A 25,583-nucleotide genomic window follows, 5' to 3' on the forward strand; every position below is an offset into this window, starting at 1 on the left:
TCCCGACGGGGCCGGACCGGCGCCCGCCCCCATTATCCAGCCTACATGCTGACCCCCTTCCTCCAGTACCGCCCCCTCGATCGGGGCTTCCTCCTCTGCCTCCCCGAGGCGGTGGGGCCCGCCGAGTGGGCCCGCGCCCTCCGGAGCCTGCCCGGCGACCTCCAGGGCCGCGAGCGGCTCACCCCGGCCAAGGCGCAGATCTACCTCGCCGACGGCGCCCAGGTGGAGATGCACGCCGTGCCCCTGCGCTGGCAGCGCGCCTACCCCTGGCTGTCCTCCCTGGCCCTGAAGCCCGGCCACGCGGGGGCCTCCCTCCAGTACTGGGCCATGGCCCTGCGGCTCCTCCAGTCCCTGGTGGTCCGGGGCGCCCTGCTGCCCCAGCTCGACACCCGGCCGAACCCCTGGCGCGCCCGCTGGGGCGTGAGCCTCACCAGTCCCGCCGACCGCGCGGCCCTGGCCCAGATGACCCTGGCCATGCCCCCCGCGGCCCGGGCCTTTCCCGAGAACGACACCTGGGCCTTCACCAAGACCGTGCCCCTCGGCGAACTGGACGCCTTCGACATCGAGGACGACCTGGCCCTCCCGCCCTCCGCCGAGGCCGTGCTGGGGTCCTTCCTGGAGGACGGCGCCGACTTCATCATGCGCTTCGTGGCCGGCGGCCTGCGGGCCGGGGATGATCCCCGCCTGGGGCTCATCCACCGCCTCCGTGGCCACAAGCGGGACCGCCTCCCGTGGGACGAGCGGCTCATGGTGGCGCTGTCCCACCAGCTGCCCGAATTCCCCACCACCGGCGTCACCGAGCGCACCCTGGGCGAGCAGCTGGAGCAGTGGAGCGAGGGGGCCCGGCCCCAGTGGGTGCGCCCCGGCCTGCGCCTGGAGGCGCCGCCCGTGCCCACGGGCCGGGACCAGAGCGTGCAGGAGGCCGACCGCCTCGCCGAGGAGGGCTGGATCCTCCGCGTGGGGCTGGAGACGGAAGGCGGCACGGAGATCGGCGTGGCCCGGCTCTGGGAGCCCTCCACCGAGCCCGAGGTGCTGCAGGCCCGCCAGGCCCTCCTGCGGGGCCTGGCCCGCGCCGTGCCCTTCTTCCCACCCCTGGAGCGCGCCCTTTCCGGCCAGAAGCCGGAGGACCTGCTGCTCCGCCCCACCGAGGCCTGGAGCTTCCTCACGAAGGGCGCCGGCCAGTTGAAGGAGGCGGGCTTCCTCGTCCACATCCCCGAGGCCCTCACGGAGCTGGGCGGGGCCCGCCGGCTGCGCGCCAAGGTGCGCCTGGGCGCCCGCTCGGTGGAGGAGGGCGCGCCCACGGTGCAGGCGGGCCTGGACGGCAACGTGAGCGCGGACTGGTCCCTCATGCTCGGCGACGACGCCCTGAGCGTGGAGGACTTCGCCCAGATGGCGAGCCTCAAGCACCCGCTGGTGGCCTGGAAGGGCAAGTGGGTGGCCCTGGACCCGGAGACCCTCAAGCAGATCGCCAGCGTCATCCAGGCCAGCCGTGGCGCGGGGTTCGAGAGCATGACCAAGGGCGAGGCCCTGGCCGCCGCCCTCACGGGCACGGCCCGCATCCCCGGGGTCTCCGAGGCCATCGAGGTGGAGGTGGCCGGCGATTTCGGCGCCGCCCTGGCGGACCTGAAGGTCCTCCCCGACAAGCCCATCACCCAGCCCGCCACCTTCAAGGGGCAGCTGCGCCCCTACCAGCTCCGGGGCCTGGCCTGGCTGGAGGGCCTCTCCCGCCTGGGCCTGGGCGGCATCCTGGCCGACGACATGGGCCTCGGCAAGACCATCCAGGTGCTCGCCCTGCTGCTGCACCGCCAGGAGCAGAGCCCCCAGCACGGCCCCGCCACGCTCCTGGTGTGCCCCACCTCCCTGCTGGGCAACTGGGAGCGGGAGCTGGCCAAGTTCGCGCCCAGCCTCCCCGTCTTCGTGCACCACGGCAACAACCGCGACCGCCTGCCCACCCACTTCAGGCCCCACACCCTGGTGCTCACCACCTACGGCGTGGTGCGGCGCGAGGAGGAGACCTTCGCCGCCCGCACCTGGGGCATGGTGGTGGTGGACGAGGCCCAGGCCATCAAGAACGCCGGGGCCGCCCAGGCCAAGGCCGTCCGGCGGCTGAAGGGCGGCTTCCGCCTGGCCCTCACGGGCACGCCCATCGAGAACCGCCTCACGGAGCTGTGGTCCATCCTCGCCGCGGCCCTGCCGGGCTACCTCGGCAGCGAGTCGGCCTTCAAGGAGCGCTTCGCCACGCCCATCGAGAAGTACCGGGACCCCGATGCGGCCCAGGAGCTGCGCCAGCGCATCGGCCCCTTCATCCTGCGCCGCCTGAAGAGCGACAAGGCCATCATCCAGGACCTGCCGGAGAAGCAGGAGATGAAGGTCTTCACCACGCTGAGCCGCGAGCAGGCGGAGCTCTACCAGTACCGCGTGGAGAAGATGGACGAGGAGCTGGCCGCCGCCACGGGCATCGAGCGCCGGGGCCGCATCCTGGCCCTGCTCACCCACCTCAAGCAGATCTGCAACCACCCGAGCCAGTTCCTCAAGCAGCAGGGGCCCTACCGCGGCCGCAGCGGCAAGCTGGACCGCCTCACGGAGATGCTGGAGGAGGTGCTGGAGGCCGGGGAGCGGGCCCTGGTGTTCACCCAGTTCCGGGAAATGGGCGACCGCCTGCAGGTCCACCTGCAGGATGCGCTCGGCTTCGAGCCCCCCTTCCTCCATGGCGGCACCACCCGCGAGGGCCGCGACGAGCTGGTGCGGGCCTTCCAGGAGGATCCGGACTCCCCGCCGGTGCTGCTCCTCAGCCTCAAGGCCGGGGGCGTGGGCCTGAACCTCACCGCCGCCACCCACGTGTTCCACTTCGACCGCTGGTGGAACCCCGCCGTGGAGGACCAGGCCACGGACCGCACGTACCGCATCGGCCAGACGAAGAACGTCCAGGTCCACAAGCTGGTCACCATCGGCACCCTGGAGGAGAAGATCGACGCCCTGCTGGAAAGCAAGCGCGACCTGGCGGATCGCGTGGTGGGCACGGGCGAGGGCTGGCTCACGGAGCTGGATGACGACGCCCTGCGCCGCCTGGTGGCCCTGGATCCGGACGCCGAGCTCATGGATGCCGACGAGGCCGGCGAGGCCGAGGCACCGGCCCGGGCCCGCCGGCGGGCGAAGGAGGTGGCGCCGTGATCACCACCGCCGACCGCTTCGGCGCCACCTGGTGGGGCCGCCTCTGGATCAAGGGCCTCGAGCAGCTGGGCGACGACTACGAGAACCGCCTGCCCCGGGGCAAGAAGTACGCGGAGGAGGGCCATGTCTCCCACTTCGGCGTGCAGCCCGGCGAGATCCAGGCCCGGGTCCACGGCCGCAAGACCTACAACGTGACCCTGGGCCTTCCCGCCCTCACGGCCGGCCAGTGGGAGAAGGCCCTGGCCCGCATCGCGCAGGAGAGCCGCTTCGTGGCCTCCCTGCTGGCCGGCGAGATGCCCCAGGGGCTGGACGAGACCTTCCGCGAGGCCGGCGCCAGCCTCTACCCCCGGGTGCCCAAGGAACTGCAGACCCACTGCGACTGCCCCGACTGGGCCAACCCCTGCAAGCACGTGGCCGCCGTCTGCTACGTGATGGCCGAGGCCCTGGACCGGGATCCCTGGCTGCTCTTCGACCTCCGCGGCAAGTCCCGCGACGAGGTGCTGCAGGCCCTCCAGGCCGCCCTGGATGCCGCGGCCGTGGCCGCCCCGAAGAAGCGCGGCCGCCCTCCGAAGAAGAAGCTGAGCGTGGGGGACCTGCTGCGGCGGGAGCAGGAGGCGCCCCAGCCCTGGTCGGCCCTCCCGGAGGAGGCCTACGACACCCTGCCCCAGCCCCTCCCCGAGATCGCCATCCCGCGGGCCATCCCGCCGGATCCCTCCGTCTTCACCCAGCTGGGCCCCCTGCCCCACGCCCGCATCGAGGCCAGCCTCTGCCTGGCGGCCCTCATGCACCGCACGGCCCAGTGGGTGCACCAGCAGATCGAGGATGGACCAGGGCGCCTGGAGGAGGACGAGGGCGACGCCGAAAGCCAGGCCTCGCCCTTCGATGCCCCCCTCCAGCCCGTCGCCCGCCCCAGCCGCGCCTGGCGGCACAAGAAGAAGCGCTGGGGCAAGAAGGGCGGACAATAGGCGAGTGGGCAGTTGGCAGTGGGCAGTTGGCAGTGGGCAGTTGGCAGTGGGCAGTTGGCAGTGGGCAGTTGGCAGTGGGCAGTTGGCAGTGGGCAGTGGGCAGTGGGCAGTTGGCAGTGGGCAGTGGGCAGTTGGCAGTGGGCAGTGGGCAGTGGGCAGTTGGCAGTTGGCAGTTGTCGATTCCAGGAGTTCCCATGCGTACGATCTCGACCCCGAACGCCCCCGCCGCCATCGGCCCCTACAGCCAGGGCCAGATCTCCGGCGGACACCTCTTCACCGCGGGCCAGATCCCGCTCGTGCCCGAGACCATGGAGATGGTGACCGGCCCCATCGAACCCCAGACCGAGCAGGTCCTGAAGAACCTCTCGGCCGTGCTGGCCGCCGCCAACACGGGCTGGGACCGGGTGGTGAAGACCACCGTGTTCCTGACCGACCTGGCGGACTTCGCCGCCTTCAACGCCGTGTACGAGAAGGTCCTGGGCGGCGCCAAGCCCGCGCGGAGCACCGTGCAGGTCGCCGCCCTCCCCCGTGGCGCCAAGGTCGAGATCGAGCTCATCGCCGAGGTCTGAGGTCCGGAAGGCTCCCTGGTCCGCGGGGCGCTCGGCTCCGCCTCGACGCACGCGGACCTGGCCGCCCGCGATCGCACAGGGCCCCGCCCTGTGCTCCCACTCGCCTCCGGCTCGCGGAGCGGGTCCCCCGGTCGCCGCCCTCCCCCGTGGCGCCAAGGTTGAGATCGAGCTCATCGCCGAGGTCTGAGGTCCGGCCTCAGCCCTCCTCGGTCTCGCCGATCTCCTCGTCGATGGCCTCCCACCGTCGCCGGGCCTGGAAGGCCGGGTCCTCGAGGCGGCCGAGGAAGGCGGCCATGCGGGGGCCCCAGCTGGATCCGGCCACGCAGCCCTCGGGCGCATGGGGCAGCAGGTCGGCGGGGCCCTCCTCCAGGCAGAGCTGGGTGAGGATGAGGGCCTGCCGGTAGCTCTCGCCCACGGGGGTGAGGTTGGCCGCGAGGGTGTCCAGGACCTCCCCCAGGGGATCCTCCTCCGGCAGGGCCGCCGAATCCGCCTCCAGGACCTCCACCGCCTTCAGGCGCGCCGCGATGAGCTTCAGGTGGAGCCGCTCCAGGTCCGCCCGGGAGGCGTCCCGCGCCAGGGCGTGGGCCGCATCCTCCAGGTGGGGGTGGAGCTTGCGGAAGAGCAGGGAGAGGGCCCGCTCCGCGGGGGTCATGGCAGCCGGGTCGGACATGGTTCCAGCGTACCAAGGAAGGCCCCGGCCCGCTCCCCGTTGGACGGATCCCCCTTCCTGTTGCAGCATGGTTTCCGGAGCGCCCGATGTCCCCATCCGACCAGCTGGACCTGACCACCCTCCAGAACCTGGTGGATCTGGACGATGGCGGCTTCGGGCTGGTGGCCGAGATGACCGCCATCTTCCGGGACGACACCCCGCGCCGCCTGCGGGACATCCTGCAGGCCCTGGAGGCCCGGGATGCCGAGGCCCTCTCCCGGTCCGCCCACGCGCTGAAGGGGGGCTCCGGCGCCATCGGCGCCCGGGCCCTGCGCTCCCTGGCCGCGGACCTGGAGGTCCTGGGCCGGAGCGGTTCTGCCGAGGCCCCCGAAGGCACGGCCGAGGCCCTGGAGGCCGCCTTCCGGGCGGCGCTGGAGGCCCTGGACGGCTTCGTCCGCCGCGAGGGGAAGTAGCGGCTCAGGGATCCCCGAAGGTCTTCACGCCGGGCGTGCCCTTGGGGGGCGGCTGGTCGCTGATCTGCAGCCGCCCGTGGGCGTCCACCCACTGGTAGATGCGCGTGGAGGCCCGCTGGACCACGGACTCGGGGACCTCCTTCTGCTCGTCCACCTTGAAGCCGCCCCGGCCCTTCTGCAGGAGGGCCATGCTGCCCGCCAGCCTGGGATCGGGCTGCACGGCCCTGCGCCGGTAGAGGTCCAGCACCTTGGGCACGTAGGCCCGGGTCTCCCGGTAGGGGGGGATCCCGTTGTGCCGGTTCACGGCACCCTCGCCCGCGTTGTAGGCCGCCACCACCTTGGTGAGGTCGCCCTGGTAGTAGTCGTGGAGCCACTTGAGATACTTCACGCCCCCCAGGATGTTCTGTCGGGGGTCGAAGGGATCCAGCACCCCGAAGCGCTCGGCGGTGGTGGGCATGAGCTGCATGAGCCCCAGAGCTCCGGCGCGGGAGCGGGCCTTGTAGTTGAAGGCGCTTTCGGCCTGGATGATGGCCCGGGCCAGGTAGATGTCCACGCCCTCCGACTGGGCGATCTGGTCCACCAGGGCGATGAGCTCGGGGCTCTTCAGGGCCTTGGCCATCTCCGCCGGCGTCACCGCCAGCCGCACCCGTCCCACGCCCACGTGCTTGAGCACCAGCCCCTGTCCCCGCATGTAGTCGGGGGGCAGGTTGTTGATGACCAGCCGGCCCTGGCGGTCGTAGTAGGTGTAGAGGTACGTGGAGCCCGGCTTCATGGGCCTCGGCCCCCCGGCCGCAAGGGTCAGGGCGGCGAGGGGGACGAACAGGCCGCGACGCTTCATGGTCCTTCCATGATACGCCCTGGCAAGAATCGGACCGCGGAGTGGGCCTGGCTCCTTGCCGGATCCCGCCGGACGCGTGGCAAAGCCTCCCTGCGGGGTGGTTACATGTTCCGGCGATACTGCCCGCCCACCTCGTAGAGGGCGCTGCTGATCTGGCCCAGGCTGCAGACCTTGGCCGCCTCCAGCAATTCCTCGAAGAGGTTGCCGCCGGCGCGGGCCACCTCCTTGAGGCGGGCCAGGACGGCAGGGGCCCGATCCGCATTGCGGGCGTGGAAGGCGGCGAGGTTGTCGATCTGCTGCTGCTTCTCGGCTTCGGTGCTCCGGATGAGCTCGATGGCCCCCATCTCCGCCGGGGCCGGGTTCAGGAAGGTGTTCACGCCCACGATGGGGAGCTCCCCGCTGTGCTTGAGGTGCTCGTAGTGCATGGACTCTTCCTGGATCTTGCCCCGCTGGTACATCGTCTCCATGGCGCCCAGCACCCCGCCGCGGTCGGAGAGGCGGCGGAACTCGGCAAGAACCGCCTCCTCCACCAGTTCCGTGAGCTGCTCGATGAGGAAGGCGCCCTGCAGGGGGTTCTCGTTCTTCGCCTGGCCCAGCTCACGGTTGATGATGAGCTGGATGGCGATGGCCCGGCGCACGCTCTCCTCGGTGGGCGTGGTGATGGCCTCGTCGTAGGCGTTGGTGTGCAGGCTGTTGCAGTTGTCGTAGATGGCGTAGAGCGCCTGCAGCGTGGTGCGGATGTCGTTGAAGTCGATCTCCTGGGCGTGCAGGGAACGCCCCGAGGTCTGGATGTGGTACTTCAGCTTCTGGCTGCGGTCGTTGGCGCCGTACTTCTCCTTCATGGCCACGGACCAGATGCGGCGGGCCACGCGGCCGATGACGCTGTACTCGGGATCCAGGCCGTTGCTGAAGAAGAAGGATAGATTCGGCGCGAAGTCGTCGATGTGCATCCCGCGGGACAGGTAGTACTCGACGAAGGTGAAGCCGTTGGCCAGGGTGAACGCCAGCTGGGTGATGGGGTTCGCGCCGGCCTCGGCGATGTGGTAGCCGCTGATGCTCACGGAGTAGAAGTTGCGGACCTTCTCCTCGATGAAGGTCTGCTGGATGTCGCCCATCACCTTCAGGCTGAATTCCGCGCTGAAGATGCAGGTGTTCTGGGCCTGGTCCTCCTTGAGGATGTCGGCCTGCACCGTTCCACGCACGGACTGCAGGGCCTCGGCCCTCAGCTTCGCGTAGACGTCCGCCGGCAGCACCTCGTCGGCGGTGGCACCCAGGAGGGCGAGCCCCAGGCCGTCGTTGCCTTCGGGCAGGGTGCCGGCGTAGCGCGGGCGGGCCATCCCCTTTGCGGCGTACCTCGCGTCGATCTTCGCCTGGGCCGCCTCGAGCTGGCCGTGCTCCTTCAGCCAGGCCTCGGCCCGCTGGTCGATGGCGGCGTTGAGGAAGAAGGCCAGCATGGTGGGCGCGGGCCCGTTGATGGTCATGCTCACGCTGGTGGTGGGGCAGAGGAGGTCGAAGCCGGAGTAGAGCTTCTTGGCGTCGTCCACGGTGCAGATGGAGACGCCGCTGTTGCCGATCTTCCCGTAGATGTCGGGGCGGACGTGGGGATCCTCGCCGTAGAGCGTGACGCTGTCGAAGGCCGTGCTGAGGCGCACGGCGGGCTGGCCCTTGCTCACGTAGTGGAAGCGCTTGTTGGTGCGCTCCGGCGTGCCCTCCCCGGCGAACATGCGGGTGGGATCCTCGCCCACGCGCTTGTACTCGAAGACGCCGGCCGTGTAGGGGAAGCGCCCCGGCAGGTTCTCCAGCAGCTGCCAGCGCAGGAGGTCGCCCCAGCCGGCGTAGGGCGGCAGGGCCACCTTGGGCACCATCGACCCGCTGAGGGACTGGGTGTAGTTCGCCGTCCGGATCTCCCGGCCGCGGACCACATAGACGTTCTCGGGCTCGGTGTAGCTGCGCTTCAGCTCGGCCCAGTCGTGGATGAGGCGGCGGCTCTCGCCGTGCAGCTCGCCCAGGTGCTCCTGGTACCGCTGGCGGAGGAGGAGGATCGCCGGGCCCTGGTCGCCGTCCATGGCCTCCGTGAGGTGGGCGGCGCCATAGAAGGCTCCCGCGGGCGGCACGTGGTCGCCGAGGCTGACCAGGCTCGTCCACAGGGCGTGGGCCAGCTCCGCGGTCTCCGCCTGGCGGCGGGCCCAGGCCTTGTACCCCTGCACGGTGTCGGCGATCTCCGCCAGGTAGCGCACCTTCTCGGGGGGGATGATGGCGGCGCGGCGGGGTCCGCCGGGCTCCGCCTCCAGCCTGGGTTCCCAGGCCAGGCCGGTCTTGGCGGCCAGGGCCTTCACCAGGTTCACGAACAGCCAGTTGGTGGCGGGGTCGTTGAACTGGCTGGCGCAGGTGGCGTAGACGGGCATCTCCTCGGGGGCCTGGTCGAAGCGCTTGTGGGCCCGCTGGTACTGCTTCCGCACATCGCGGAGGGCGTCCTCGGCCCCGCGCTTGTCGGCCTTGTTCAGCACCACGAGGTCGGCGAAGTCCAGCATGTCGATCTTCTCGAGCTGGCTGGCGGCGCCGTATTCCGGGGTCATCACGTACATGGACAGGTCCACCAGGTCGGCGATCTCGCTGTCGCTCTGCCCGATGCCCGCGGTCTCCACGATCACCAGATCGTAGCCCTCGGCCTTGGCGGCGGCGATGCTGGCCACCAGGGCCTCGCTGGTGGCCCGGTGGGCCGCGCTGCGGGTGGCCAGGCTGCGCATGAAGACGCGGGGGGCCAGCTCCGGATGGTAGAGGGCGTTCATGCGGATGCGGTCGCCCAGGAGGGCCCCGCCGGTCTTGCGCTTGGTGGGATCCACGCTGAGCACGGCCACGCGCTTGTCCGGGAAGTCCACCAGGAAGCGCCGCAGCAGCTCGTCGATCAGCGAGGACTTGCCGGCGCCGCCGGTGCCCGTGATGCCCAGGACGGGAATGCGCCGGTCCGCGGGGACGGTGAACCCATTCGCGGAGCCGAGCTCGATCTCGGTGATGCGGCGGGCCAGCCGGTTCGGGGCGGCCTGCCCGCGGGGGTCGAAATCGCAGCGGCGCACCACGTCGTCGATCATGCCCTGGAGGCCCAGGTGCCGGCCGTCCTCGGGACTGTAGATGCGGGCCACGCCGTAGGCCTCCAGCTCGCGGATCTCCGCGGGCACGATGACGCCGCCGCCGCCGCCGAAGATCTGGATGTGCCCGGCCCCGCGCTCCCGGAGCAGGTCCACCATGTACTTGAAGTACTCCACGTGGCCGCCCTGGTAGCTGGAGACGGCGATGCCCTGGGCGTCCTCCTGGATGGCCGTGTCCACGATGTCCTGGACGGCCCGGTTGTGGCCCAGGTGGATCACCTCGCACCCGGTGGCCTGCAGGATGCGGCGCATGATGTTGATGCTCGCGTCATGGCCGTCGAAGAGGCTGGCGGCCGTCACGAAGCGGACCTTGTGCCGCGGCACGTAGCCCTCCTCCGGGGCGACCCCGGCGACGGACGGTTGGGCGGGCGCTGCGATGGTCGGCATGGAACCCCCGGGCGAACCTCCAGTCTACCGGGCCGCCGGGTCCGGCTGAACCGCGCGGTTCTTCAGGCCGGATTCTCCACCAGGCTCGCCGGGAAGGCCTCCTCCATCAGGCTCTGGCGCTCCCGCAGGTGCTGCATGAGGGCCTTCCACCGCGGCAGGCCTCGGAGCGGGGCCAGCAGCGGGCTGCGCTCGTACCAGGCGGTGCAGCCGAAGCCCCGGGCGAAGGCGCGGGTCGCCATCTCCATGGCGCTGGCCCGGTCGCCGAGGAGGGCGTAGGCCTCCGCCAGCCGGATGGTGAATTCCCCGTCGGGCTCCCGCATGCCCAGGCGCTCCTGGTCGAAGGCCCGCAGCGCCTTCCAGGCCTCGTCCTTGCGCCCGTCCAGGATCAGGTCGAAGACCTCGCTGAGGCTGAGGATGTTGGGGTAGCCGTGGGGCGCCTGGCGCGCGGCCGTGAACTCCGCGTGGGCCTTGGCCCGGTCCCCCTGCACCAGGGCCAGGTAGCCCCGGTAGAAGGCGAGCACGCCCGTGGTGTTCCGCAGGTGCCCCGGCCGGTCCTGCAGGCTGGCTTCGAACCGCGGGATCTCGCCCGTGTAGAGGCAGGTGATGTCCACGGCCTGGGGTAGGTACTCCGAGAAGGCCAGGCTGTCCCGCAGGTCCATGGCCCGGCGGGCCAGGGGAAGCAGGCCCGCGCCGCGGGCCGCATAGGCCAGGCCCGTGAGCAGCAGGGGGTTGTTCGGCTGGTAGCGGCGGGCCTGGATGAGGAGGTTCAGGGCATCCCGCTGGTTCCCGTTGTCCGACTCCATGAGCGAGAGGAGGAGGGTGGCGCGCGGGTGGCCCGGGACCAGGGTGAGCGCCCGCTTGAGGAGCGTCTCCGCCTCCGCCTGCTCCTGCCGGAAGGCGGCGGGATGGTTGAGGAGCCTGCGGTACTGGATGTTCCCCAGCAGCACCCAGCCCGTGCCGCAGTCCGGTTCGGCCTCCACGACCGTCCGGGCCAGGGCCGCGGCCTCGGCCATGTGGTCGTTCTGCAGGCGGAGGGCCGTGGCGCGGATGAGGTTCCAGAACCGGCCGGGATCCCGGGGCGTGAGGTAGCCCGGCACATCCTGGCGGACCAGCCCCACCGCCCGGTCGAAGGCCGCGAAGGCCTGGACCGGCGGGAGCGGCCGGGCCGGATGCCGGATCCAGCGGGTGGCTTCCCCGGCCTGCATCCGCTCGCCCGCGGCCTCCCGGAGGGCGAGGACGAGGTCATTCCCCTGCCGCCGCGGTTCCAGCACCAGCACGCGGGTGTGGGGCCGGGTGCGCACGGGGCCGAGATCCGTGGGCAGCTCGGTGACGCTTGTGACGGCCATTCCCCCGTAGCACTCGAGCCGGTCCTGGGCCAGGGCCCCGATGGCCCGGCATTCCGCGGGGTCCAGCCCCGAGGCGGATCCCTGGGCGGGGGTGACCAGCAGGATGTGGACGGGCCCCCGGGCGCCGGCCCGGGCGAGCATCCAGGCCAGGCTGGAGCCGACGGCCAGGATCAGGCCGAAGGCCAGGCCCAGCATGAGGGCGGCTTGGCGGGGCTTCCGGGCGCGTGCTTCCATGGAAACCCCGAGTCTACAGGCCGAAGGCCGAGGGCGTGAAGGTGGCCTCCAGCAGCCGCTGCCGTTCCTCCAGGTGCTGCACCAGCGCCTGCCATCGGGGAAGGTCCCGGAGACGGGCCAGGTACGGGCTCTGGCGGTACCAGCGGGCACAGCCGAACCCCTGGCTGAAGGCGCGCTCCGCCAGGTCCAGGGCGCTGCTGCGCTCCCCCAGGTAGGCCAGGGCCTCGGCCATCTTGAAGGTGAACTCGCCGTCGGGAACCCGCAGGCCCGTGCGCGCCTCCTCCAGCGCCCGGAGGCGCCGCCGGGCCCCCTCCCCATCCCCGGCCGCCAGGGCCTCGTAGACCGCTGCCAGCTGGCCGAACTGGGCGAAGCCGCCGGGCCAGACCTGGGCCTGGGCGAAGGCCTCCCGCGCGGCCCCCCGGTCGCCATCCGCCAGGGCCAGGTACCCACGGTAGAACCGCACCACCGTGTTCCGGGAGTCCCCGGGCGCCTCGACCAGGGTCGCCTCGAAGCGGGAGCGGTCCCCCAGGTAGAGGTAGGTGTTCTCCGCGCTGGCGCTCCAGAGCCCCGGGACGGCGAGCTGGTCCCGACGGGCCAGGGCCAGCCGGGCGAGGTCCAGCAGGCCGGCGGTCCGGGCCGCATAGGCCAGACCCGTGTAGAGCGTGAGGGCCCGGGGATTCGACCGCAGGGCCTCCTGGAGGACCTGGAGGGCCTCGCCCTGGTCCCCCGCATCCACCTTGAGCTGGGCCAGGAGGTAGGCCGTCTGCGGATGGCCCGGCGCCAGCTCCAGGGCCCGCCGGAACCGCTGTTCGGCTTCGGCCTGGCCCCGGGGCACGCCCAGGGGGTCGATGAGCAGCCGACGGTAGAGGAGGTCTCCGCTCAGCATCCAGGCCAGGGCACACCGGGGCTCGGCGCCGAGCACCGCCTCGACCCCGGCCAGGGCAGCCTCCAGGCGGTCGTTCCGCCGGTGCCAGCCCTGCGCTTCCACCAGGCGCCAGAAGAGGTCGCCCCGGCGGGGCAGGAGCGTCTCCGGCAGGCTCCGCCCCTCGGGAAGCGGCAGATCCCGGTGGAGGTCCTGGAACGCCTCGAAGGGGGGCGCGAAGGGCGCGGGGTGGACCTCCCAGGCCGCTTCCCCCCGGGCGGCCAGGCCCTGGGACCGGGCCAGGCGGACATCCAGGGCCAGGTCCGTGCCCCGGCGCCGGGGGCGCAGCTCCAGGACCAGCGTGCGACGGGGCAACCGGCCCCAGGCCGCGGCCGGAGGCGGGTCCGCCACACGGGTCACCGCCACCGCGCCCAGGGCCTCCAGGTCGTAGTGCACGAGGTCCGTGAGGGCCCTGCGGCTCTCGGGATCCAGGCCGTCCCCGGCACCGGCTGGCCCCTGCACCAGCACCACGTTCAGGGGCTGTCCCCACCCGTGGCGGTGGAGGATCCAGCCCCCGAGGGCCAGGGCCGAGGCCAGGATCAGCGCCCAGGCCAGGGGTCCTGGGCGGCGTTGCGGCGTCAGGGGCTTGCCGGCGGCCATGGGCACCCATCGGGAGGAGACGGTGGTGGAATCCCCCCAACGTACTTCATGGGGCGGGATCCTGCAGGGGAAACCTCATACTTCAGAGGATGGAGCGCCCATGATCCGCCCGAGCCTCGCCCTCCTGCTGACGTCCCTGGCCCTGGCCGCCCAGGGCCCGAAGAGGGCCGCGCCGCCGTCGGAGGATGCCGTCATCGAGCGGTTCCGGGCCTTCTCCGCCCCCCGCACCGTCGCCCAGCGGGGCCCCCTGAGCGCCGAGGAGCGGAACACGATCCGGCGCTTCAAGGAGGCCCGGGGCAGCGTGGTCTACGTCTCCGCCATCGCCCCCTTCCAGAACCTCCGCACCCTCGACATCACCAACCTGCCCACGGGGGCCGGGACGGGCTTCGTCTGGGACGACTACGGGCACGTGGTGACGAACCTCCACGTCATCACCGTGGAGGAGCAGGGGCGCCGCATCGGCGAGGCCCCCGAGCTCCAGGTCACCCTCACCGACGGGAAGACCTACAAGGGGAAGCTCATCGGGCGGAGCTTCGCCTACGACGTGGCCGTGCTCCAGGTGTTCGCCCCCCTGGAGGCCATGAAGCCCATCCGGGTGGGCAGCAGCCACGACCTGGAGGTGGGCCAGAACGTCACCGCCATCGGCAACCCCTTCGGCCTGGACCACACCCTCACCAAGGGCATCATCTCCGCCCTGGGCCGCGAGATCACCACCGACTACCAGACCCGCATCCTGGACGCCATCCAGACGGACGCGGCCGTGAACCCCGGGAACTCCGGGGGGCCCCTGCTGGACAGCGCGGGCCGCCTCATCGGCATGACCACCGCCATCGTCGCCACCAAGGGGGAGGGCTCGGTGGGCGTGGGCTTCGCCATCCCCGTGGACACCCTGAACCGGGTGGTGCCCCGGCTCATCGCCAAGGGGACCCTGGAGCCCCCGCGGATGGGCTTCGTGGCCCTGGACGCCTACCGCGCCCAGCAGCTCTTCGGGATCACCCGCGGGCTGGTGGTGGGCCAGGTGGATCCCGACACCCCCGCGGCCCGGGCCGGCATGCGCGGCCTGGTCCTGGACGCCAAGGGCGAGATCAAGGGCCTGGGGGACGTGATCCTCGGCTACCAGGGGCGGGCCGTGGAGAACGAGGGCCAGCTCATGGCCATGCTGGAGGTGGAGCCCCCCAAGGACGAGGTCGTGCTCGACGTGCTGAGGGATGGCAAGGTGATCCAGCTGAAGCTGGACCTGAAGGCCCGGAGGGCTCTGCCGACCCGGATCTAGCCTACTTCCGCGCCGGGACCTGGATGAGCGGGGTGGCCCCGCCCATGGGCGTGATGATCAGGTTGCCCTTGGCCCCGATCTCCCGCAGGGCCTGGATGCGCTGGTACTCGATGATCTGGGGGGTCAGGGACTGGCTCACGATCTGCTGGGCGCGGGCCTGGCCCTCGGCCTCGATGCGCTTGCGCTCGGCCTCCTGCTTCTCCTTCTGCAGGACGAAGGCCATCTTCTGGGCATCCTGGTCCGCGCTGATCTTGTCGTTGATGGATTTCGTGATCTGGTCGGGCAGGATCACGTTCCTGAGCAGCATCTGCTCCAGGGTGATGCCCCGGGCCTCGAAGGCGTTCCGGAGCGTCTTGGTCACCTGCTCCACGAAGGCCTGGCGCTTGGTGGTGTAGAGGTCCGTGGCGGTGAGCCCGGCGGCCGCATCCCGGAGGCTGGCGCGGATCTCGCTGCGGATGATGCGCTCCTCCACGTCCGGGCCGATGGTCCGGTAGATCTCGGGCACCCGCGCCTGCTGGAGCGAGTAGAAGATGGTGGCGTCCAGCCGCACCGTCAGCCCGTCGGAACTGATGACCGCGATGGAGTCGTCGCCCCGGCGCTGGCCCTCGTCAGAGGTGCTGGACATGGTGTAGTTCCGGGTGCGGACCTCCATCTCCACCACCTGGGAGAAGGGGTTGATGAAGTGCAGGCCCGAGGGCAGGGGCTCCGGGTTCACCTTGCCGAAGAGCACCACCACGCCCGCCATGCCCGGAGGCACCACCACGGCCATGGAGGCCAGGAAGACGACGAGGCCCAGCACCCAGCCCGCCCACTGGAGGGCGTTCAGGCGGGCGGAGAGGGGGAACCCCACCCGGGTCTTCAGGCGCCAGGCCAGGGATCCGGCCACGAGCAGCAACAGGGCGATCAGGACCACGGGGAACCTCCAGGCGAGGACGGGGCCTCAATGATGGGGGTGGTGCTCCGGTTCCGGAACCGGAGATTGGGGCGCCGGACCCTTGGCCTTCGGGTCCAGGTAGTCGAGGGGGATCCTCAGCGGCTCGTCCGAACCCGGGAAGCGCAGCACCAGCAGCGCCGAGGTGGTCCCCAGCCGCCGGACCCGGAGCGTCTGCCGTTCGGCGGTCGGCCCGGGACGATCCACCAGCTCGTAGCCCTTCCCCTCGATCTCCGCGGACTGGAGGCGGAAGGGCTTCCCGTCCCGGGCCCTCAGCTCCACGGCGAGCAGGGTCGTCTTGGGATCGTCGTACACCAGGCGCGAGGGCGAGGGCATCACCGGCAGGGCCAGCCGCCAGTCCAGGTAGAGGGTGAACGACGGCTGCCGGGGGGCGTTGGTGGTCACCTGGAGCACCTCCAGTCCCGCCAGCATCCCGGGCTTGAGCAGGGAAGGCCGGAGGGTGACCCGCAGCTCCGCCACCGTTCCGTGCGGAACCACCTCCGCCTGCAGGTAGGGTGGCAGGACGGAGGCCAGCTCCACCCGGACGGGCTCGCCGCCCTCGCGCGTGAACCGGAACAGCGCCGTGGGACTCTCCCAGGGCGCCACCTCCCCGAGGCTCCGGCGTTCCGCGTCCACGGCCACCTCGGGGCGCACGAACATGTCGTAGCGGAGGATGTAGAAGGGCTGGGCGGGATCATCCGTGCCGAGCCGCACGGCGCCCCGGATGTAGCCCAGCATCCCGTCGGGGTTCACGCGGACGTGGACCATCCGCACCTCGCCGGGCTGGAGGGCCTCCTTGAACTGGGCGCCGTCGAGCTCCAGCCCCAGGGAGAGATCCAGCACCCTGAGGTGGAAGGGATGGTCGGCGAGGCTCTTGATGCCATAGACGGCCTCGCGCACCTCCTTCGGCCCCACGCTGCCCAGGTGCACGGGGAAGGGCGTGGTCAGCGTGATCTGCGCCGGCGGGACGGGGTCCGCAGCCTTGGGCGGGGCCTGCGCCAGCAGCGCCGCGGCGAGGAAGGCGGAGACGAGGGCGGAGCGGAACGGCATGGTCGGGTCCTGGATGGCCCTCCAGTCTGACCTGCCCCTGCAGGCGGGTGCAGATGTTAATTGTTGTTAAGACTGCCGAATTCACGCCTTGTTCACGCGCACCTCGTCTGGAATGGGGGGGAACCCTTTCTCCCCTCCGAGGTCCTCATGCGAACCCTGCGCATCCTCCTCCCCCTGGCCCTGGTGGCCAGCCTGGGAGCCCAGACCCCCAAACGGGTCCTCTTCGACCACACCCGCCACGAGGAGGCCGGCACCTCCGCGGAATGGGTGATCTGCACGGGCCACGAGCCCGACCCCTCGCCCGCCAACCCCACCGCCGAGACCGACTGGAACGGCGGGATCAGCGCCTGGGGCTTCGACCTCCACCAGGCCGGTTACGCCATCCAGACCCTGCCCCCCACGGGCCGGGTCACCTACGGGGACAGCACCAATCCCCAGGACCTCGCCAACTACGCCGTCTACATCATCGACGAGCCCTACACCCTGTTCACCGCCGCCGAGAAGCAGGCCATCCTCGCCTACGTCCAGCACGGCGGCGGCCTGTTCGTGGTGGGCAACCACGTGGGCGCCAGCCGCTACAGCGGCACCGGCGGCACGGATGCCTACACCGTGTTCAACGACATGGTCTCCGTCAACGGCGCGAACCCCTACGGCTTCACCTTCGTCCCGGGCCACGGCCCCGGAGATGCCCAGGCCAACACCACCAGCACCGCCTTCACCACCAGCAGCTCCCCCGCCGCCCAGGCCATCGTCAACGGCACCTTCGGATCCCTGGGCCTCATGGACTTCCACTCCTACTCCTACCTGAGCCCCAGCACGGCCCAGAATCCCAACGTCCAGGAGATCCTCCACACCCAGGTGAGCGGCGACACGGGCTCCTTCATCGTCACCTGCACCGTGGGCAGCGGGCGGGTCGTGGCCATCAGCGACAGCGCCCCGGCCGATGACGGCACCACCACCACCTCCGGCAAGAGCCTGCACGCCAGCTGGGGGATCAACAGCAACCGCGCCTTCTTCCTCAACGCCACGGCCTACCTGGCAGGCGCCACCAGCACCGCGCCGGTCCCCGTCGTGAGCATCCTGTCCCCCGCCGCGAACACCAGCATCACCGCCGGCGGCTCCGTCAGCTTCCAGGGCAGCGCCACCATCTCGGACAACAGCGCCCTGAGCTACAGCTGGTCCTTCGGCGACGGCGCCAGCGCCGCCGTCCAGGGCCCCGTCAGCCACAGCTACCCCACCGTGGGCACCTACACCGCCACCTTCACCGCCACCAGCAACCAAGGCCAGTCCGCCTCCGCCACCCGCACCATCACCGTGACTGCGGGCTCTGACACCCAGCCTCCCACGGTGTCCGTCACCGAGGGTGGCACCAGCGGGACCCTGACCTTCACCGCCTCCGCCACCGACAACGTCGGCGTCACCAAGGTCGAATTCTACGTGGACGGCACCCTCAAGGGCACGGACACCGCCAGCCCCTACACCCTGGCCTTCGACTCCACCACGGTGGCGGACGGGTCCCACAGCCTGGTGGCCAAGGCCTATGACGCCGCGGGCAACGTGGGCACCTCCCCCTCCGTGGCCTTCACGGTCAGCAACGGCACCGGGGGCAGCACCACGACCCAGGTCCTCGGCAATCCCGGGTTCGAGACCGGCACGGCCAGCCCCTGGGTGGCCGCCTCGGGCATCCTTGATAACGGCACCTCGGAAGCCGCCCACAGCGGCAGCTGGAAGGCCTGGCTGGACGGCTACGGCAGCAGCCACACGGACACCCTGTACCAGCAGGTGGCCCTCGATTCCGCGGCGACCGCCGCCAGCCTGAGCTTCTGGCTGCACATCGACACGGCCGAGACGACCACCACCACGGCCTACGACACCCTCAAGGTGCAGGTGCGCAACGCCTCCGGCACCGTCCTGGCCACCTTGGCCACCTACTCCAACCTGGACGCGGGGGCCGGGTTCACCCAGAAGAGCTTCGACCTGGGCGCCTACAAGGGCCAGACCCTCCAGGTCTACCTGGTGGGCACGGAGGACAGCTCGGCCCAGACCTCCTTCGTGGTGGACGACTTCGCCCTGAACGTCACCACCGGCAGCGGCGGCGGGTCCTCGGACACCACGCCCCCCACCGTGTCGGCCACGGAGAGCGGCGCCAGCGGCACCGTCACCTTCAGCGCCACCGCCACCGACAACGTGGGCGTCACCAAGGTCGAGTTCTATGTGGATGGCGTGCTGAAGGGCACGGACACCGCCACCCCCTACACGATGACCCTGGACAGCACCACCCTGGCCAACGGCAGCCACACCCTCGCCGCCAAGGCCTACGACGCCGCGGGCAACGTGGGCACCTCCACGGCGGTGACCTTCTCCGTCAGCAACACCTCCGGCACGTCGAGCCTGGCCGAGGCCTTCGACACCGGGACCAAGACGTCCTACGCCACGGGGACGGTGGCCCTCGCCACCGGGACCTGGACCCTGAACGACGCCCTCCTGGGCAGCAGCAGCAGCGATCCGAAGAACGGCGCCCAGAGCGTCCGGGTCCGCAACAGCGGCAAGGTCACCATGGGCTTCGACTTCCCCACGGGTGCCAACACCGTCGCCGTGAAGCACGCCAAGTACGGCACCGACGGCAGCTCCACCTGGGGCCTCTGGTACTCCACGGACGGCGGCACCAGCTGGAGCCAGGCCGGCAGCTCCGTGACCACCTCGTCCACCACCCTGGCCACGGCCACCTTCAGCGTGGGCGTGACCGGCCCCATCCGCTTCGAGCTCCGCAAGAGCGACGGCACCTCGAACCGGGTGAACTTCGACGACTTCACCCTCACCGGCTACTGAAGCAGCGCAGGCAGGACGGGGCCCCGGCAGCCGCCGGGGCCCCGTCCTGTACCCGCCCGGTCAGAGGACGTTCACGGCCTTCCAGGCCAGGTTCACCGCCGCGTATTCCGCGGAGGTGGCCCCATAGAGGTCCGTGGCCGCCTGGAGGGTCGCCGTCCGGGCGCCGGCGTACACCGTGCTGGAGGTCATGTACTTGGTGAGGGCCCGGTACCAGATGCCCGCGGCCTTGTCGTTGCCGATGCCGGTGATGCTGGTGACGCCGTTGGCCAGGGGCGACTGGATGCCCCCGGAGAAGGTGTCGATCTGGCTGCCGTGGGCCAGGAGGAAGAACCAGTGGTTGGCGGGGCCCGAGCTGTAGTGGACGTCCAGCCGCTTGATGGTGCTGTACCAGGCGTCCGGGCTTTTCCCGTCGAGGCTCGGCTTGTACATCCACCGCAGGGGGTGGGTGAAGCTGGCCGTCTCCAGCTGCTCGCCGATGAGGTAGTTCGCGGCGGGGACCACGCCACCCACGGTGGCGATCGTCCCCCCGATGGCCGTGTAGTTCGGGATGGCGGTGGTTCCGGCGCCCCGGGCGTAGAACTCCACCATGGTGCCGTAGATGTCCGAGTTGGCCTCGTTCAGGCCCCCGCTCTCGCCCTTGTAGACCAGGGCGGCGGTCTTGGCCATCACCCCGTGGCTCATCTCGTGGCCCGCCACATCCAGGGATGTGAGGGTCGTGAAGGCATTGCCGTCGCCGTAGGTCATGCAGAAGCAGCTGTCGGACCAGAAGGCGTTGTCGTAGCTGGTGCTGTAGTGGACCCGGCTGAAGGTGGCCGTGCCCACCCCATCGATGCCGTTCCGGCCGTAGACGTTCTTGTAGAGGTCCCAGGTCTTCTGCATCCCGAAGGCGGCGTCCACGGCGGCGGTCTGGCCGTTGGCGGCGGTGGTGTCCGTGCCTTCGACGTAGTTCAGGCCATCGCCCCAGGTGTTGTCGGCGTCCGTGTAGATGGCGCCGTTCACCGACGTGCTGTGGTTCATGTTCGTGACCACGTTCTGGCCGTAGGTCCCGCCGGTGCCCCGGGTCATGTCCCGCAGCTCGTAGCCGGTGGCCAGGCTGTTGGTGTCCAGACCCACCGTGCCGCTGTACTGGGAGAGGCCGGTTCCGGTCGAGGCCGAGGTGCGGAGGGTGCTCCAGCGGTCCAGGATGGCGCCGGTGCGGGCATCCACGAAGAAGTCCGTGTGGGCCGTCTCCTCCGCGCCGTTCTCCAGCTCGGTATGGACGTGCCAGGCCAGGAGCCGGGTCTCCACGCCCCGCAGCGCCACGGGCGCGATGACCAGCTCGGCCGTGGGCGCCTGGACGTAGGGACCCTTCGGCGCCAGCGCCTGGTGGGCCGCCGCCAGGGCTTCCGACGCCGGCACGGAGGGGACGGTGGCGAGGGCCAGTCCACGGACCAGGCCGTCCGTGATGCTCCGGGTGCGGCCACCGGCGAGGTGGACGATGGCCTCCCCGCCGAACACCTTCACGCCGCGATAGGACTGACGCATCCGCACGTCGTCCTCGCCCAGGAGGGCATCGTGATGGATGACCCCGGGGACGAACCCGTGGTCCCGGTCCAGGCCCAGCTGGAAGGCCCGGGCCTCCAGGCTGCGGGTGGCCTGCTCGTGCAGGGGCTCCGGACCGGCGGCCAGGAGGGGGAACCCCAGGCCGGCGACGAGCGACAAGGCGATGACGCGTTTCATGGAAACCTCCGAAGGATGGTGGGGGGCCGTCCCGGGGCGGGACGGAGGCCGGCCAGACCCGGCGCGGGATCCGGGCAGGGGACCGTGGTTGAGGGGACTTCCCTGGTTGGAAGGCGGCCGCGGGCTCCGGTTGAGGTCCCGCCCTGCGTCACGTTGTCGCGGAAGCCGGCCCGCCGGATGATGGAGGGGAGGTGCCCATGAAATCCCACCGCCAGGTCCTCACCCTCCACCTCCCCGAGCGGACGGGGTTCGTGAACCTCACCGAGCAGGTGGCCGAGGCCGTCCGCGCGAGCGGCATCCAGGAGGGCCTCTGCCTCGTGAACGCCATGCACATCACCGCCAGCGTCTTCATCAACGACGAGGAGGCCGGCCTCAAGCAGGACTACCTCCGCTGGCTGGAGAAGCTGGCCCCCTTCAACGCGGGCTCCGACCCCCTCAAGGGCGGCTACCTCCACAACCGCACGGGCGAGGACAATGGCGACGCCCACCACAAGCGGCAGATCATGGGCCGGGAGGTGGTGGTGGCCATCACCGGCGGCAAGCTGGACTTCGGCCCCTGGGAGCAGATCTTCTATGGCGAGTTCGATGGCCGGAGGGATAAGCGTGTGCTCATCAAAATCCTTGGAGAATGACTCCATCTATCGAACGCCGCACTGCGGCGTTCTCCCAGGATCCGCTGTCGCAGATCCTGGAGATGGAGCCTCTGGCGAGTTCGACGGCCGCCGCGACAAACGCCTGATCGTGAGGCCGCAGCAGGAGCGGAGGCCGACCGTGCGCGAAGCGCATGACCCCGCAGGGGCGAGGCCTGGGACGGGCCGAGTCAGGATCATCGGGGAGTGACCATGGCCACCCGCGACCTCTCCACCCTGCCCAAGCGCGACGTCTACCGCATCCTCTCCAGCCTCGTGATCCCCCGGCCCATCGCCTGGGTGGCGACCGTGGATGGTGCGGGCCGGGTGAACCTGGCGCCCTTCAGCTCCTTCATGGGCATCTTCGGTCCCCCCATGCTGGCCATGACCCTGGGCCGGCGCCGGGACGGTTCCCTCAAGGACACGCACCGGAACCTGCGGGAGCGGGGCGAGGCGGTCGTCCACATCGCGGACCGCCCCCTGCTGGAGGCCCTCCACGCCAGCGGCGAGGAGGTGGCGCCCGAGGTCAGCGAGGCGGCGAGCCTGGGCCTGGCCACGACACCCTCCCTGCGGGTGGCCCCGCCGCGCCTCGTCGCGGCGCCCGTGGCCCTGGAGTGCCGCCTGAACCGGGAACTGGACCTGGGCCCCACCAGCACCCTGGTCCTCCTGGACGTGCTGGTGGCCCACGCGGCCGACCGCATCTACGACGAGGCCCTGGATTGCGCCGACGCCAGCCGCTGGCAGCCCGTGGCGCGCCTGGCCTCCGTGGCCGGGCCCAACTACGGCGTGCTGGGGGAGACGCTCCGGCTGGGGGAGTCGAAGCTGCCCTAATCGGCCTCGTCCGGCTCCACGAAGAGGTGCTGGATCTGGGGGAAGCGGCCCCGGAGATCCCGCTCCAGGGCGTTGATGGCCGCCACCAGGGCCGCGCCGCTGGGCTGGTCGTGGAACCGCACCTTCAGGGCCACCATGAGCCGGTCGCTCCCCACGACCACCGCCACCAGGTTCAGCACCCGCGCCACGGCCGGATCCTCGTCCACCGCCCCGCGGAGGGCCCCCCGCAGGGCCAGGGGCGGAGCTTCGTTCAGGAGCAGGCTGGCCACCTCCACCCCCACGAAGAGGGCCACGGCGAGGAGGACCAGGCCGATGCCCACGCTGCCGATCCCATCCCACACCGGATTCCCGGTCCCCATGGTCAGCAGCACCGCCGCCAGGGCCAGGACCAGGCCCGCCAGTGCCGCGATGTCCTCCGCCACCACGACCACCAGTTCGGTGCTGGACGATTGCCGCAGGTGGCGCAGCAGGCTCCGGCCATGCCGCCCGGCCCGCGCGGCGCGGAGCGCCCCGCGCAGGGAGACGCCCTCCAGGAGGATGGCGAAGCCCAGAAGGCCCACCGCCCAGCCCAGGTGGTGCGGCACCTCCGGATGGCGGATCTTGTGGATCCCCTCCACCACCGAGTAGAGCCCCCCCATGCTGAACAGCAGCAACGCCACCAGGAAGCTGGCCACGAAGGCCGCCTGGCCGTGGCCCAGGGGATGGCGGGGCCCCGCCGGCTTCGCGCCCAGGCGCAGGCCGAGGAACAGCAGCACCTGATTGGCGCAGTCCGCGGTGGAATGGATGGCCTCGGTCAGGAGGCTGGAGCTGCCCGTGAGCAGGAACACCGCGAACTTGGAGACGGCGATCCCTCCGTTGGCGGCGAGGGCGAGGGCGATGGCGCGGGTGGAGGCGGCGGACATGCCTCCAGCCTACCCAGGCCTCTCGACGGATCCGAAGGGGCGGATGCCCAGCTCCCGCAGCAGGTCGCCGAGCAGGTAGAGGGAGCCGGTCACCAGGCGCGGGGTCTCCGACCGTGCCCGCAGGTGGGCCGCGGCCTGCCGGAGGGTGAGGGTGGGCGCCTCCAGCCCCCAGGCCTCGCCCAGGGGGCCCGGGCCCGCGTAGCGGGGCGCGTCGCCCTGGATGAAGGTGACGGACCGCGGATCGATCCGCTTCAGCTGCGCGGCGATGCCCGCCAGATCCTTGTCGCCCATGGCCCCGAAGTAGAGGTGCGGGCGGAGGCCGCAGGCCACCGCGTGGTCCGCCAGGACGCGGGCCCCCTCCGGGTTGTGGGCGCCATCCATCCACACGCCCTCCAGGCCCGGCACCGCCCAGAGCCGCCCCGGCCACTGGACAGAGGCCACGCCGGACCACAGCCGGTCCTCGGGGATGGGGAAGCCCAGCTTCTTCAGCTGGCGCACCCCCTCGAAGGCCGTGGCGAGGTTGTCCAGCTGGTGGGCGCCCGCCAGCCCCACCCGGCGCCCGTCGAGGCTCGAATGGTCCCAGAAGACCTCCGCCGGCCCCAGCCGGGGCGCCGGGCACAGGACCGGGGCGCAGGGCAGGAGGGGCCGCACCCAGTCGGGGTCCAGGCTGGGCCCCAGCACCAGGGGCCGGCCCTCCCTGGCCGTGCAGAGCTTCTCGCCGGCGATGGCCTCGCGGGTGTCGCCCAGGTACTGCTGGTGGTCCAGACCCACGGTGGTGAGCAGGGTGAGCAGCGGATCGGTGGCGTTGGTGGCATCCCAGCGGCCGCCCATGCCCACCTCCAGGAGGGCGATCTCCACGCCCGTCATCCGGAAGGCCAGGAGCGCCGCGGTGATCATCAGCTCGAAGTAGGTGGCGTGGATGCCGGCCCGGGCCTCGGACTCGAAGGCCTCGGTCAGCAGGAGCTCGAGGGCGCCGGTGCCGATGGGTTCCCCGTCCACCCAGATGCGTTCCGTGAGGTCCACCAGGTGCGGCGAGGTGGTCCAGCCCACGGTGAAGCCGGCGGCCTTCAGCATGTGGGCCAGGAAGGCCCCGGTGCTGCCCTTGCCGTTGGTGCCGGCGATGAGCACCACGGGGAAGCCTGCGTCCGGGCGGCCCAGGCCGCCGAGCAGGGCCCGGATGTTCTCCAGGCCGACCTTGATGCCGAGGTGCCCCCGCTCCTGGAGCCGGGGGATGGAGACCAGCTCGAAGTCCGGGTTCATCAGTCCCGCGCGGGGAGCATCCACTCGAGGCAGGCGGTCACGAAGTCTTTCAGGCGGTCGCGGGTGACCACCCGGTCCACCATGCCGTGGGCCTGGAGGAATTCGGAGCGCTGGAAGCCTTCGGGGAGGCTCTGCTTGATGGTCTGCTCGATGACCCGGGGGCCGGCGAAGCCGATGAGGGCCTTGGGCTCCGCGATGTTCAGGTCGCCCAGCATGGCGTAGCTGGCGCTCACGCCGCCCGTCGTGGGATCCGTCAGGATGGACAGATAGGGCAGGCCCGCCTTGTCCAGCTTGGCCAGGGCGGCACTCACCTTGGCCATCTGCATGAGGGAGAGGGTGCCCTCCTGCATGCGGGCGCCGCCGCTGCAGCTGACGATGAGGTAGGCGCACTGCTTCTCCAGGGCCCGCTCGGCCCCCAGGCGGAGCTTCTCGCCCACCACGCTCCCCATGCTGGCGGCCAGGAAGTCGAAGTTCATGATGGCCGCCACCACGGGATGGCCGGAGATCGTGCCCTCCACCACCACCACCGCGTCCTGCGTCTGGCCGTCCGCCTCCAGCTTCTTCAGCTGGTCCTTGTAGGCCTTCGCTGCCACGAACCCCAGGGGGTCGGTGCTGCGCAGGTTGTCGAAGAGGGTGGTCCAGCCCAGGTCCAGGAGGTTCTCGAGGCGCTCGGACACGTCGATGCGGAAGTGGTAGCCGCACTTGGGGCAGACGTTGTGGGTGTTGACGAGCTCCTTGCGGTAGATGAGCTCTTTGCAGGCGTCGCACTTGATCCAGAGGCCCTCCGGGACCCTGACCGTGCGCTCCTCCACCGCCGTCTTCTGCTGCCGTTTCTTGACGAACCAGGATGTCATGCGGG

At 71.2% G+C, this 25,583-nt stretch carries 19 protein-coding genes; 8 read left to right on the forward strand and 11 right to left on the reverse strand.

The window, feature by feature from the left end; translation table 11 throughout:
- The first annotated feature begins 45 nt into the window (after window positions 1–45).
- From QSJ33_RS06650 to QSJ33_RS06660, 3 genes are all read left to right on the forward strand, one after another.
- Window positions 46–3,171 carry a DEAD/DEAH box helicase gene (locus tag QSJ33_RS06650; protein WP_285723794.1) on the forward strand — a complete coding sequence of 1,042 codons (3,126 nt, stop codon included), beginning with the start codon at window positions 46–48 and terminating at the stop codon, window positions 3,169–3,171.
- Complete coding sequence (locus QSJ33_RS06655; RefSeq protein WP_285723796.1) at window positions 3,168–4,136, forward strand: SWIM zinc finger family protein; 969 nt, start codon at window positions 3,168–3,170, stop codon at window positions 4,134–4,136. The genes QSJ33_RS06650 and QSJ33_RS06655 overlap by 4 nt, the downstream gene beginning before the upstream one ends.
- A gap of 194 nt (window positions 4,137–4,330) precedes the next feature.
- The gene (locus tag QSJ33_RS06660) at window positions 4,331–4,705 is read left to right on the forward strand and encodes a RidA family protein (RefSeq protein ID WP_285723798.1); all 375 of its coding nucleotides are present in this window, start codon (window positions 4,331–4,333) and stop codon (window positions 4,703–4,705) included.
- Window positions 4,706–4,901: 196 nt separating this feature from the next.
- Here the strand turns inward: QSJ33_RS06660 and QSJ33_RS06665 are convergent, their stop codons facing one another.
- A complete protein-coding gene (locus QSJ33_RS06665; RefSeq protein WP_285723800.1) occupies window positions 4,902–5,375 on the reverse strand; it encodes a hypothetical protein in 474 nt (157 codons plus the stop codon).
- An 86-nt stretch (window positions 5,376–5,461) separates the two neighbouring features.
- On the opposite strand from QSJ33_RS06665, the gene QSJ33_RS06670 reads away from it, so the two are divergent.
- Window positions 5,462–5,827, forward strand: coding sequence for an Hpt domain-containing protein (locus QSJ33_RS06670; protein WP_285723803.1), 366 nt, complete (start codon window positions 5,462–5,464; stop codon window positions 5,825–5,827).
- Window positions 5,828–5,831: 4 nt separating this feature from the next.
- Here QSJ33_RS06670 and QSJ33_RS06675 read toward each other — a convergent pair whose 3' ends face one another.
- The 4 genes from QSJ33_RS06675 to QSJ33_RS06690 form a co-directional block, all read right to left on the reverse strand.
- Window positions 5,832–6,665, reverse strand: coding sequence for a transglycosylase SLT domain-containing protein (locus QSJ33_RS06675; RefSeq protein WP_285723804.1), 834 nt, complete (start codon window positions 6,663–6,665; stop codon window positions 5,832–5,834).
- 101 nt (window positions 6,666–6,766) lie between these two features.
- Complete coding sequence (locus tag QSJ33_RS06680) at window positions 6,767–10,198, reverse strand: methylmalonyl-CoA mutase family protein (RefSeq protein WP_285723806.1); 3,432 nt, start codon at window positions 10,196–10,198, stop codon at window positions 6,767–6,769.
- Between the two features lie 62 nt (window positions 10,199–10,260).
- Window positions 10,261–11,778 (reverse strand): tetratricopeptide repeat protein, encoded by a 1,518-nt coding sequence (locus QSJ33_RS06685; RefSeq protein ID WP_285723808.1) that lies wholly within the window; start codon window positions 11,776–11,778, stop codon window positions 10,261–10,263.
- Window positions 11,779–11,791: 13 nt separating this feature from the next.
- Window positions 11,792–13,300 (reverse strand): tetratricopeptide repeat protein, encoded by a 1,509-nt coding sequence (locus QSJ33_RS06690; RefSeq protein WP_285723810.1) that lies wholly within the window; start codon window positions 13,298–13,300, stop codon window positions 11,792–11,794.
- A gap of 100 nt (window positions 13,301–13,400) precedes the next feature.
- Between QSJ33_RS06690 and QSJ33_RS06695 the strand changes: the two genes are divergently transcribed.
- Entirely contained in the window at window positions 13,401–14,573 is a 1,173-nt protein-coding gene (locus tag QSJ33_RS06695) for a S1C family serine protease (RefSeq protein ID WP_285723812.1), read from the forward strand.
- Between the two features lies 1 nt (window position 14,574).
- Here the strand turns inward: QSJ33_RS06695 and QSJ33_RS06700 are convergent, their stop codons facing one another.
- Both QSJ33_RS06700 and QSJ33_RS06705 read right to left on the reverse strand, forming a co-directional pair.
- A complete protein-coding gene (locus QSJ33_RS06700; RefSeq protein WP_285723813.1) occupies window positions 14,575–15,486 on the reverse strand; it encodes a prohibitin family protein in 912 nt (303 codons plus the stop codon).
- A 27-nt stretch (window positions 15,487–15,513) separates the two neighbouring features.
- Window positions 15,514–16,554 carry a hypothetical protein gene (locus QSJ33_RS06705; protein WP_285723815.1) on the reverse strand — a complete coding sequence of 347 codons (1,041 nt, stop codon included), beginning with the start codon at window positions 16,552–16,554 and terminating at the stop codon, window positions 15,514–15,516.
- A 147-nt stretch (window positions 16,555–16,701) separates the two neighbouring features.
- On the opposite strand from QSJ33_RS06705, the gene QSJ33_RS06710 reads away from it, so the two are divergent.
- The gene (locus tag QSJ33_RS06710) at window positions 16,702–19,383 is read left to right on the forward strand and encodes an Ig-like domain-containing protein (RefSeq protein ID WP_285723817.1); all 2,682 of its coding nucleotides are present in this window, start codon (window positions 16,702–16,704) and stop codon (window positions 19,381–19,383) included.
- Window positions 19,384–19,443: 60 nt separating this feature from the next.
- On the opposite strand, the gene QSJ33_RS06715 is transcribed toward QSJ33_RS06710, so the two are convergent.
- Window positions 19,444–21,102: a M4 family metallopeptidase gene (locus tag QSJ33_RS06715; protein ID WP_285723819.1), complete on the reverse strand. Its 1,659-nt coding sequence runs from the start codon at window positions 21,100–21,102 to the stop codon at window positions 19,444–19,446.
- Window positions 21,103–21,299: 197 nt separating this feature from the next.
- Here QSJ33_RS06715 and QSJ33_RS06720 point away from each other — a divergent pair, with 197 nt between their 5' ends.
- Window positions 21,300–21,734, forward strand: a complete 435-nt coding sequence (locus QSJ33_RS06720; protein ID WP_285723821.1) for a secondary thiamine-phosphate synthase enzyme YjbQ — start codon at window positions 21,300–21,302, stop codon at window positions 21,732–21,734.
- 210 nt (window positions 21,735–21,944) lie between these two features.
- Entirely contained in the window at window positions 21,945–22,562 is a 618-nt protein-coding gene (locus tag QSJ33_RS06725) for a flavin reductase family protein (protein ID WP_285723823.1), read from the forward strand.
- Here the strand turns inward: QSJ33_RS06725 and QSJ33_RS06730 are convergent.
- The 3 genes from QSJ33_RS06730 to accD are packed head-to-tail and all read right to left on the reverse strand — an operon-like array spanning window position 22,559 to window position 25,578.
- Window positions 22,559–23,464 (reverse strand): cation diffusion facilitator family transporter, encoded by a 906-nt coding sequence (locus tag QSJ33_RS06730; protein WP_285723825.1) that lies wholly within the window; start codon window positions 23,462–23,464, stop codon window positions 22,559–22,561. The two genes, QSJ33_RS06725 and QSJ33_RS06730, sit on opposite strands and share 4 nt — an antisense overlap.
- A gap of 9 nt (window positions 23,465–23,473) precedes the next feature.
- Window positions 23,474–24,724, reverse strand: a complete 1,251-nt coding sequence (locus tag QSJ33_RS06735) for a bifunctional folylpolyglutamate synthase/dihydrofolate synthase (RefSeq protein ID WP_285723827.1) — start codon at window positions 24,722–24,724, stop codon at window positions 23,474–23,476.
- Window positions 24,724–25,578: an acetyl-CoA carboxylase, carboxyltransferase subunit beta gene (gene accD, locus QSJ33_RS06740; RefSeq protein ID WP_285723829.1), complete on the reverse strand. Its 855-nt coding sequence runs from the start codon at window positions 25,576–25,578 to the stop codon at window positions 24,724–24,726. The genes QSJ33_RS06735 and accD overlap by 1 nt, the downstream gene beginning before the upstream one ends.
- Window positions 25,579–25,583 lie beyond the last annotated feature (5 nt).

It is taken from the genome of Geothrix rubra (genome assembly GCF_030268065.1).
GTDB classification, from domain to species: Bacteria; Acidobacteriota; Holophagae; order Holophagales; family Holophagaceae; genus Geothrix; species Geothrix rubra.